We start from the raw sequence: 10,366 nt of genomic DNA, 5'->3' as shown, positions 1-10,366 counted from the left end.
AGTTCGCGGCCACGTCCGGCGCGAAGGGCTCGGTCAGCGACGCCGACAGGGTGGACGTCAGGCGCGGCGACCTCAGCAGCAGGATCGCCGGCTTCGACGCCCGGCCCGAGCCCGTGGACAAGGGCGACCGGCTCACGTTCACCGGCGCCCTGCAGGTCGAGGGCCGCGACGGCGTTGCCGGCGAGCGCGTGTCGATCTTCTTCCGGGCCGGCGGCTCGCACAGGTGGGAGTACGTCACCAGCGACGTGACCGGCCGCGACGGCCGCTTCTGGGCCTCCGCCACCGCGCAGACCTCTGGCTGGTGGCGCGCCGAGTACTCGGGCACCCGCGGTGTGCGCGGCTCGGTCAGCGGCGCGGACTGGGTCGAGGTCAACCAGCCCGCCCCGGCGCCTGCCAAGGCGGACACGCGGCTGATCAAGTTCAACGCGTACCCGGAGCCGGTCAAGCGCGGCAAGTACGTCAAGGTCGCGGGCAAGCTGCAGATCGACGACGAGGGCTCCTGGGCGGGCTACTCGGGCAAGGTGGCGCTGTACTTCAAGCGTGCGGGCTCGCACAAGTGGGAGTACGTGAAGACCACCAGGTCGAGTGAGAGCGGCCGCCTCTACACCAAGGTCAAGGCGTGGAACTCGGGCAGCTGGCGGTTCGTGTTCGCCGGCGACGAGGACGCCTACGGCGACACCAGCCGCTCGGACTACGTCCGCGTGAAGCGCTGACCGCCTGACCCAATGACCTGACACAAGCGGGGCCCGGGGGCACCACCCCGGGCCCTCCCCATGTGCGGCGCTATTCCAGCGCCTTGATCGCCTCCGTGTCGTCTCGGCGGTCTGGATCTGCACCCGGTCCTTGCCGATGCTCGCCTTCAGCGCCTCTGGAGAGTCGATGACCACGATCTCGCTGTGGTCGATGATCGCGATCCGGTCACGTTACTCGGCCTCGTCCATGTACATGCATGCATGTGGGTGGTCATGAAGGTGACTCCTCCGCTCCCTGAAGGGAGCGGCTTCTCGCTAGGCCGCTTGCGCAGTGTCGCGAAGGGCAAGCCCTGCCCTGAGGATGTTGATCGCCGCGTTCACGTCGGCGTGCGCGCTATTCCCGCAAGCCATGCACCGGAACGCGGCTTGGGTGAGGCGGTTCTCCCGTGCGCAGTGCCCGCATCGGGCGCACGTGCGGGAGGTGCCGGCGGGGTTCATCGCGATCAGCTCTCGACCAGCTTTCTCAGCTTTGTGCGCGAGGATCTGCAGGAACACCCCCAACCCGCATCCAGGATCGACTTGTTCAAGCCGGACTTGGCGGCCACGTTGCGGCCGGGCTGTCCGATCGTGCCGGACGCCGAGCGGGTCATGTTCGCGATCCGCAGGTCCTCGTGCACGATCACATCGTAGCCGGCCACCAGTGCCCGCGCGATCTTGTGCGCGTGGTCGAGGCGTTGACGCCGGACTTTCGCGTGCAGGGCTGCAACCCGTGCCACCGCCTTGCGACGGCGCTTGGACCCGCGCTTCTTGCGGGTCAGATTCCGTTGGGCCGCTGCCAGACGGCGGGCGGAGGCTTGCAGGTGACGTGGGTTGTCCAGGTGGTCGCCATCGCTGGTGGTGACCAGCCAGGCCACCCCGAGATCCACGCCGACGACCACTCCGGTGGCCGGGAGAGGTTCGGCGGGCACACCATCGCACGACAGGACCACGTACCAGCGGCTGCCCTCCCGCTTGACGCTGATCGTCTTCACCTCGCCCTTGACGGGCCGGTGCTGGTGGACGCGTACGTGCCCGATGCCCTGAAGACGGACGAACGTGGCGGACGGGTGCTCGGGCTGAGAGTCCCAGCGGCAGCCGTCGCCGTCTTTGGGCCAGGTCACCGTGTCGAACCATCCCTTGCCCTTGAACCGGGGAAAGCCCGGCGTGCGGCCCTCGCGCACCCGTGTGAAGAACGCCGTGAACGCCTTGTCCAGGCGGCGCAGGGTGGCCTGCTGGGAGGAGAACGACCACCGGCCCTGCCCGTCGGGGTCGTCGGCACGGATGTAGGCCCACGGTCGGCTTGTCCGGGAAGAGCACGCGCAGCTTGTGGTGGTCCTGAGGAAGTGAGCGGGCTACCTCGTCCCACGGAGCCCCGTCCGCGTGCCTGGCTGCCCGCTGGCGACCATCCTCGGTCAGGTTGTACGTACGGCTCCCACCGGCCACCAGGCCCTGGCCCGCGAGCTGCTGGAGCGTTGGATACACCAAGCCGGGACTGGGCCGCCACGTCGCCGCGGCGGACCCGCGGTGCGGCGGCGGCGCGAACGGATATCTAGATAGTTGGCACGAGCAAGGGAGTGTCGGGCATGGCTCGGAAAGTTAGTGAGCGTTAACGGAGGCGCTGATCGCCGCCCGCGCCATGGCGCGCAGGAGTGGCCGCATGTCCTGCGCGGGCAGCTCGCCCGCGCTGTGCGGCGTGGAGTTGAGCAGCCCGAACACGGCGTGCGTCGCGGCCCGCAGGCGCACGGCCGGGCACGAGGGGTGCAGCTCGGCCAGCACGGTCACCCACTCCTCGACGTAGAGTCGCTGCAGCCGCCTGATCTGGCGGCGCTGGGGCTCCGGTACGTTGCCCAGCTCCCTGTCGTGCACCGTGATCAGCGCCGGCTGCTCGATCGCGAACGTGATCTGCACGTTGAGCAGCGCGTCCAGCGTCTCCTGCGGATCCGGGTGCGAGGTGACCACGGCGACGGCCGACTCGCGCAGCCGGGAGCTGACGTCGAGGAGCATCTCCGACAGCAGCGCGTCCTTGCCGCTGAAGTGCCGGTAGAGCGCAGGGCCCGAGACGCCGACCGCACCGCCGATGTCCTCGATCGAGACCCCGTGGAAGCCGCGCGCGGCGAACAGCCGGGCCGCCGCCTCCAGGATCTCCCTGCGCCGGTTGCCTCTATTGCGGGTAGGCCGGGTAGGTGGGGAGGCAGTGGTCACGTCTCACATGCTAGACGATTACGTTAATGGTGACTAACATCTCGTGCCATGAGAGGGGCGTCATGAGCGACTGGCCGGTGCTGAAGTCGGCCGCCGATCCCGGCAGCGAGGCGTACAAACGCAATGCCGAGCTCAACGAGCGGCTCGCCGCCGAGCTGCTCGAACGCCTGGTGGCCGCCGCCCGGGGCGGACCCGAGCGTTCGCGCGAGCGGCACGTCGGGCGTGGCAAGCTGCTGCCGCGCGACCGCGTCGACGGCCTGCTCGACCCCGGCTCCCGCTTCCTGGAGCTGTCGCCACTGGCCGCGAACGGGCTCTACGACGACCAGGCGCCCGCGGCCGGGATCATCACGGGCGTCGGCAGGGTCTCGGGCCGCGAGTGCGTGATCGTCGCCAACGACGCCACCGTCAAGGGCGGCACGTACTATCCGATCACGGTCAAGAAGCACCTGCGCGCGCAGGAGGTGGCCCTGCACAACCACCTGCCGTGCGTCTACCTCGTGGACTCCGGCGGGGCATTCCTGCCCAAACAGGACGAGGTGTTCCCCGACCGCGAGCACTTCGGCCGCATCTTCTACAACCAGGCCACCATGTCGGCCCGCGGCATCCCGCAGATCGCCGCCGTGCTCGGCTCCTGCACGGCAGGCGGCGCGTACGTGCCCGCGATGAGCGACGAGGCCGTCATCGTGCGCGGCCAGGGCACCATCTTCCTGGGCGGCCCGCCCCTGGTGAAGGCGGCCACCGGCGAGGAGGTCACGGCCGAGGAGCTGGGCGGCGGCGACCTGCACGCGCGGGTCAGCGGCGTCACCGACCACCTCGCCGAGGACGACGCGCACGCGCTGGCCATCGTCCGCGACATCGTCTCCACGCTCGCCCCCCGCGCCCCGCGTCCCTGGGACGTGATCGCGCCGGAGCCGCCCGGGCACGACCCGCGCGACCTGTACGGGATCGTGCCGGGGGACACGCGCCAGCCGTACGACGTGCGTGAGGTGATCGCCAGGATCGTGGACGGGTCGCGCTTCCTGGAGTTCAAGGCCGAGTACGGCTCGACGCTCGTGACCGGGTTCGCCCACCTTCACGGTCATCCGGTGGGGATCGTGGCGAACAACGGCATCCTGTTCAGCGAGTCCGCCATGAAGGGGGCGCACTTCATCGAGCTGTGCGACCAGCGGCGGATCCCTCTCGTCTTCCTGCAGAACATCAGCGGGTTCATGGTGGGCAAGACGTACGAGGCGGGCGGCATCGCCAAACACGGGGCCAAGATGGTCACCGCGGTCTCGTGTGCCAGGGTGCCCAAGTTCACCGTGGTCATCGGGGGCTCCTTCGGGGCGGGGAACTACGCGATGGCGGGGCGGGCGTACTCGCCCAGGTTCCTGTGGATGTGGCCGAACGCCCGCATCTCGGTCATGGGCGGCGAGCAGGCCGCCAACGTGCTCACCACCGTCGGCACCGCCGACGCCGACGCGATCAGGGCCCAGTACGAGCACCAGGGCAATCCGTACTACTCCACGGCCAGGCTGTGGGACGACGGCGTGATCGACCCGCTCGACACCCGCACCGTCCTCGGCCTGGCGCTGTCCGCGGCGGCCAACGCCCCGCTCGAGCCCGCCGGTTACGGCGTCTTCCGGATGTGACGCGATGTTGTTCGACCGTGTTCTGATCGCCAACAGGGGCGAGATCGCCGTACGCATCATCCGCACGCTGCGCGGGCTCGGCATCACGTCGGTGGCCGTGCACACGCCGTCGGACGCCGGGGCCCGTCACGTGCTGGAAGCCGACCTCGCCCTCCAGGTGCCGAAATATCTGGATATCGAGGCGATTATCGGGGCGGCTCTGGCCTCGGGCGCTCAGGCCGTACATCCCGGATACGGATTCCTGGCCGAGAACGCCGCGTTCGCGCGGCGGTGCGCGGAGGCCGGGCTGGTGTTCGCCGGCCCGCCTGCCGCGGCCATCGAGGCGATGGGCGACAAGATCCGCGCCAAGGCCACCGTGTCCGCGGCGGGCGTGCCCGTGGTGCCAGGCGGGGCCGAACCCGCCGACTCGCTGGAGTCCTGGCGCGACTTCCCCGCGCTGATCAAGCCCTCCGCCGGCGGCGGGGGCAAGGGCATGGTGCTGGTGCGGTCGGCCGCCGAGCTGCCCGACGCGCTGGAGTCGGCCCGTCGTACGGCGCGGGCGGCGTTCGGCGACGGGACGCTGCTCATCGAGCGGTACGTCGAGAGCCCGCGGCACATCGAGATCCAGATCATGGCCGACGCCCACGGCAACGTCGTGCACCTGGGCGAGCGCGAGTGCAGCCTGCAGCGCAGGCACCAGAAGATCATCGAGGAGGCGCCGTCGCCCTTCGTGACCCCCGAGACGCGCGCCGCCATGGGCTCGGCGGCGGTGGAGGCCGCGCGTGCCGTGGGATACGTGGGGGCGGGCACGGTCGAGTTCATCGTGGACGGGACCACCGGGGCCTACCACTTCATGGAGATGAACACGCGGCTCCAGGTCGAGCACCCCGTCACGGAGCTGGTGACCGGGCTCGACCTGGTGGAGCTGCAACTGCGGGTGGCGGCTGGGGAGCGGCTGTCGTTCGGGCTGGAGGAGGTGCGCCTCGACGGGCACGCCGTCGAGGCCCGCGTCTACGCCGAGGACCCGGCTCGCGGCTTCCTGCCCACCGGCGGCCGCGTCCTTGTGCTCCGCGAGCCTGCTGACGGCGTACGGGTGGACTCGGGGCTGGTCGAAGGCGGGGTCGTGGGCAGCGAGTTCGACCCGATGGTCTCCAAGGTCATCGCCTGGGCGCCGGACCGGGCGTCGGCGCTGAGGACGCTCGACCGCGCCCTGGCCCGCACGGCCGTTCTCGGCGTGGTCACGAACATCCCGTTCCTCCGGGCCCTCACCGAACACCCGGCCGTCAAAGCGGGCGAGCTGGACACCGGGCTGGTCGAACGCGTGCTTCCCGAGCTGGTCCCCTCCGTGGAGGTGCCCGGCGAGGTGCTCGCGGCGGCGGCGCTCGCCTTCCACGCCATGCCCCAGGGCGTCGATCCATGGGAGGTCACGGACGGGTGGCGGGTCGGGGAGCCCGCCTGGACGACGTGGCGGCTGGAGTCCAGGGGCGAGGTGCACGCCGTCCAGGTCCGCGGCCTGCCCGAAGAGTCGGCCGAGGTCCGGGTGAATGACGAGACGACTTCCGCGCGCATCCGGTGCGGCGACGGAGAGCTGACCGTCACGATCGGCGGCCGTACCGAGCGATACCTCCACGTACGCCACGCCGACACGCTCTGGCTCGGCAGGGACGGCGAGGCGTGGGCGCTCACCCGGCACCTCATCGGCGACCCCGGCGACCGGCCCGGCGCCGCGACCGAGGGCGACGGCGTGGTCAGGAGCCCCATGCCCGGCACGGTCCTCGTGGTAAAGGCCCAGGCAGGCGACCGGGTGAGCGAGGGGCAGCCGCTGGTCATCGTGGAGGCCATGAAGATGGAGCACACGGTCACCGCCCCGCGCGACGGCCTGGTCTCCGAGCTGCCGGTCCAGGCCGGCCAGCCGGTCGACATGGACGCCGTCCTGGCTGTGGTGACCGGTGAGGGAGCGCCGTCGCCTGGAGGAGCGGCGGGAGCGCAGCGACCAGTGCGGGGGAAGGCGACGGCATCGAGGGCGACCGAACCCGCCTCACGGAGTGAGGCCATGGGCACGGAGGAGGCGTGATGCCGTATCCCCTGGAGGGCCTTCCGCAGCAGGTCACGATCTACGAGGTCGGCCCGCGCGACGGGCTGCAGAACGAGTCAGCTGTCGTGCCCGTCGAGGTGAAGGCCGAGTTCATCGACCGGCTCGCGGACGCCGGGCACAAGGTGATCGAGGCGACCAGCTTCGTGCACCCGACGTGGGTGCCGCAGCTCGCCGACGCCGACGAACTGCTCGCCCGGCTGCACAGGAAACCGGGCGTGCGCTACCCGGTGCTGGTCCCCAACCTGCGCGGCCTCGACCGGGCGCTCGAACGCGGCGTGGACGAGATCGCGATCTTCGCCAGCGCCACGGAGACGTTCGCCGCGAAGAACCTGAACCGGAGCCTGGAGAGCCAGTTCGACATGTTCGAGCCGGTCGTGGCCAGGGCGCTGGACAACGGCATGCGGGTGCGCGCGTACGTGTCTATGTGCTTCGGCGACCCGTGGGAGGGGCCGACGCCGATCGCGCAGGTCGTCTCGGTCGGGGAGCGGCTGCTCGGGCTCGGCTGCTACGAGTTGTCGCTCGGCGACACGATCGGGGTCGGCACGCCCGGCCACGTGGCCGCCCTGATCGGGGCGTTCCGCTCGCCGGACAAGCTCGCCGTGCACTTCCACGACACGTACGGCCAGGCGCTCGGCAACACCCTGGCCGCGCTGAGAGCGGGCGTGACCACGGTCGACGCCTCCACAGGCGGCATCGGGGGCTGCCCCTACGCCGAGTCCGCCACCGGCAACCTCGCCACCGAGGACCTGGTCTGGATGTTGCGGGGGCTCGGCATCGAGACCGGGCTCGACCTGGGCAAGCTCGTGGCCACCAGCACCTGGCTGGCGGAGCTGCTCGGCCGGCCCAGCCCGTCCCGCGTCGTGCGGGCACTGTCGAAAGGCTGACCATGCTCAAGGACGAGTACGAAGAGCTACGCAAGACCGTCGAGTCGTTCGCCCGCGAGGTGGTCGCACCGGTGATCGGCGACTACTACGAGCGCGAGGAGTTCCCGTACGACATCGTGCGGCAGATGGGCGCCATGGGACTGTTCGGGCTGCCGTTCCCCGAGGAGTACGGCGGCATGGGCGGCGACTACTTCGCGCTGTGCGTGGCGCTTGAGGAGCTGGCCCGCGTCGACTCCAGCGTGGCGATCACGCTGGAGGCCGCGGTGTCGCTGGGCGCGATGCCGATCTACCGGTTCGGCACCGAGGAGCAGCGCGCGCACTGGCTGCCGAGGCTGACCTCCGGCGCCGAACTGGGCGCGTTCGGCCTGACCGAGCCCGGCGGCGGGACGGACGTGCCGGGCGGGATGCGGACCACGGCCGTGCTCGACGGCGCCGAGTGGGTGATCAACGGGACGAAGGCGTTCATCACGAACTCCGGCACCGACATCACCGCCGTCGTCGGCGTGGCCGCGCTCACCGGCGAGCGGGAGATCTCCACGATCCTCGTGCCCAGCGGCACGCCCGGCTTCACCGTGTCCAAGAAATACTCCAAGGTCGGCTGGAACGCCTCCGACACCCGCGAGCTGTCCTTCACCGACTGCCGCGTCCCCGCCGCGAACCTCCTCGGCGAGCGCGGCCGCGGCTACGCACAGTTCCTGCAGACGCTCGACGAGGGCCGCATCGCCATCGCCGCCCTCAGCGTGGGGCTGGCGCAGGGCTGCGTGGACGAATGCCTCAAGTACGTCAAGGACAGGAAGGCGTTCGGCCACCCGATCGGCCACTACCAGGCCATCCAATTCAAGGTCGCCGACATGGAGGCCCGCGCGCACACCGCCCGGCTGGCCTACTACCACGCGGCGGAGCGCATGGAGGCGGGGCTGCCGTTCAAGAAGGAGGCGGCGATCGCCAAGCTGGTGGCCTCCAACGCCGCCATGGACAACTCGCGCGAGGCCACCCAGGTGTTCGGCGGGTACGGCTTCATGAACGAGTTCCCCGTCGGCCGCTTCTACCGCGACGCCAAGATCCTGGAGATCGGGGAGGGCACGAGCGAGGTGCAGCGTATGCTCATCGCCCGCCAGCTCGGCCTGAGCGACCTCTGAACCGGCTCGACGACGAATCCGAGGAGTTTGCGTCCGTTACCTCGGACGATCTAGTGTCATCAGTCATGACGGCTGAAGATCTTCTCATCAGGAGGGCGGAGAAGGCGGACGCGGACGAGGTGTTCGCGCTGGCCCGCGAGTTCGGGCTGACGTTCAGGCCCGAGCGCGAGGCCTTCGACGCCGCCCTGCCCGAGCTGCTGGCGAACGAGGACGCCCTGCTGCTCACAGCCGTCGTCGGCGGGCGCGTCCACGGCTACCTGCTGGGGTTCGTCCACCTGACGCTGTTCGCGAACGGGCCGGTGGCGTGGGTCGAGGAGGCCATGGTCGGGTCGGGGTCGCGGCGGCAGGGGATCGGGCGGGCCCTGCTGGAGGAGTTCGAGCGCTGGGCGCGGTCGCGGGAGGCCGGATACGTGGCGATGGCCACGCGCCGGGCGCCCGAGTTCTACCACGCGCTGGGCTACGAGGCCTCGGCCACGTTCTTCCGCAAGGTCCTGCGCTAGCCCCCATCCCACGCTCGCGGCCGCCTGCGCGCGTCCGCTGGGGTGTTGCCCTGCCTCACGTGAACGATCCGCCGGTTTGCGCGCGGCCGCCTGGGGCGTTGCTCCACATCACGGGCGGCTTCCACGCGTTCGCCCAGCGCGTACCCCCGCGCCCACGCCCTGCGACGCTCGGGCCAGCGGGTGGTGTGGGGGTGCTCGTACCGGTAGTGGGCGGGGAATCTGTCGTCGCCGGATGGCATCCTTAGGGCGTGAGTATCCACGCCGTCAGCCCCCGGTTCGTCGGGCGAGCCCGCGAGCTCGCCACCCTTGGCGACGCCTTGGCCAGGGCGCGTGCCGGCGCGTCGTCCACCGTGCTCGTCGGTGGCGAGGCCGGGGTCGGCAAGACGCGGCTGATCAATGAGTTCACCGATCGGGCCGGAGACGCACTGGTGCTCGTCGGCGGGTGTCTGGAGCTGGGCACGGAGGGTCTGCCGTTCGCGCCGTTCACCGCAGTGCTGCGTGGGCTCGTGCGCGAGCTGGGCCGTGACGGTGTCGCGGCGCTGGTCCCCGGTGGCTCCACGCGCGGGCTCGCGAGGCTGCTGCCCGAGTTCGGGGAGCCGGACAAGGAAGGGCCCGAGGCGCGGGCGCGGCTGTTCGAGCAGGTGCTGGGGCTGCTGGAGCGGCTGGCGGAGGAGCGTCCGGTGCTGCTGATCGTCGAGGACGCGCACTGGGCCGACCGGTCCACCCGCGACCTGCTGTCGTTCCTGGTCCGCTATCAGCCCAGCGCCGCGGGCCTGCTGATCGTGGTGACGTACCGCACCGACGAGCTGCACCGCACCCACCCGCTGCGGCCGCTCCTCGCGGAGCTCGGGCGGGTCCAGTGGGTGAGCAGGGTCGAGCTGCGCAGGCTCACCCGCAGGGAGGCCGTCGCGCAGGCGGCGAGCATCCTGGAGCGGGAGCCGTCCCCCGCCGACATGGACCGGATCTACGCGCGCAGCGAGGGAAACCCGCTGTTCGTGGAGGCGCTGCTCAGCGACGCGGGCGGCGCCGAGGCGCTGCCGGAGTCGCTGCGTGACCTGCTGCTGGCCAGCGTCGAGCGGCTGCCCGACGAGACGCAGGAGCTGCTGCGTGTGGCCAGCGCGGGTGGGCAGCGCATCGAGCACGACCTGCTCTCCGCCGTCGCCGGGCTCGACGAGAACGCGCTCTCCCGCGCGCTGCGGCCCGCG

At 71.0% G+C, this 10,366-nt stretch carries 10 protein-coding genes; 7 read left to right on the top strand and 3 right to left on the bottom strand.

The window, feature by feature from the left end:
• On the top strand, nt 1-713 hold a 713-nt coding region (locus AB0J09_RS42650), incomplete at its 5' end, for a hypothetical protein (RefSeq protein WP_360704311.1).
• A 294-nt stretch (nt 714-1,007) separates the two neighbouring features.
• Here the strand turns inward: AB0J09_RS42650 and AB0J09_RS42645 are convergent.
• The 3 genes from AB0J09_RS42645 to AB0J09_RS42635 form a co-directional block, all read right to left on the bottom strand.
• Nucleotides 1,008-1,190 carry a zinc ribbon domain-containing protein gene (locus AB0J09_RS42645; RefSeq protein ID WP_360704314.1) on the bottom strand — a complete coding sequence of 61 codons (183 nt, stop codon included), beginning with the start codon at nt 1,188-1,190 and terminating at the stop codon, nt 1,008-1,010.
• Nucleotides 1,191-1,195: 5 nt separating this feature from the next.
• Entirely contained in the window at nt 1,196-1,912 is a 717-nt protein-coding gene (locus AB0J09_RS42640; protein ID WP_360704308.1) for a transposase, read from the bottom strand.
• A 415-nt stretch (nt 1,913-2,327) separates the two neighbouring features.
• Nucleotides 2,328-2,933: a TetR/AcrR family transcriptional regulator gene (locus tag AB0J09_RS42635; protein ID WP_360704305.1), complete on the bottom strand. Its 606-nt coding sequence runs from the start codon at nt 2,931-2,933 to the stop codon at nt 2,328-2,330.
• A 62-nt stretch (nt 2,934-2,995) separates the two neighbouring features.
• On the opposite strand from AB0J09_RS42635, the gene AB0J09_RS42630 reads away from it, so the two are divergent.
• The 6 genes from AB0J09_RS42630 to AB0J09_RS42605 form a co-directional block, all read left to right on the top strand.
• Entirely contained in the window at nt 2,996-4,564 is a 1,569-nt protein-coding gene (locus AB0J09_RS42630; RefSeq protein WP_360704302.1) for a carboxyl transferase domain-containing protein, read from the top strand.
• A gap of 4 nt (nt 4,565-4,568) precedes the next feature.
• Nucleotides 4,569-6,617 carry a biotin carboxylase N-terminal domain-containing protein gene (locus AB0J09_RS42625; protein ID WP_360704299.1) on the top strand — a complete coding sequence of 683 codons (2,049 nt, stop codon included), beginning with the start codon at nt 4,569-4,571 and terminating at the stop codon, nt 6,615-6,617.
• Nucleotides 6,617-7,522 (top strand): hydroxymethylglutaryl-CoA lyase, encoded by a 906-nt coding sequence (locus AB0J09_RS42620; RefSeq protein ID WP_360704296.1) that lies wholly within the window; start codon nt 6,617-6,619, stop codon nt 7,520-7,522. Before AB0J09_RS42625 ends, AB0J09_RS42620 begins: the two co-directional genes overlap by 1 nt.
• 2 nt (nt 7,523-7,524) lie before the next feature.
• A complete protein-coding gene (locus tag AB0J09_RS42615; protein ID WP_360704293.1) occupies nt 7,525-8,661 on the top strand; it encodes an acyl-CoA dehydrogenase family protein in 1,137 nt (378 codons plus the stop codon).
• 65 nt (nt 8,662-8,726) lie between these two features.
• Entirely contained in the window at nt 8,727-9,161 is a 435-nt protein-coding gene (locus AB0J09_RS42610; RefSeq protein WP_360704289.1) for a GNAT family N-acetyltransferase, read from the top strand.
• Nucleotides 9,162-9,409: 248 nt separating this feature from the next.
• Nucleotides 9,410-10,366 (top strand): AAA family ATPase (locus tag AB0J09_RS42605; protein WP_360704286.1); only part of this gene is annotated, 957 nt, incomplete at its 3' end.

This window comes from Nonomuraea sp. NPDC049784, assembly GCF_040659615.1.
Lineage (GTDB): Bacteria > Actinomycetota > Actinomycetes > Streptosporangiales > Streptosporangiaceae > Nonomuraea.
Note: the sequence above shows the minus strand (reverse complement) of the source record. Positions and strands in the feature narration are given on the sequence as shown.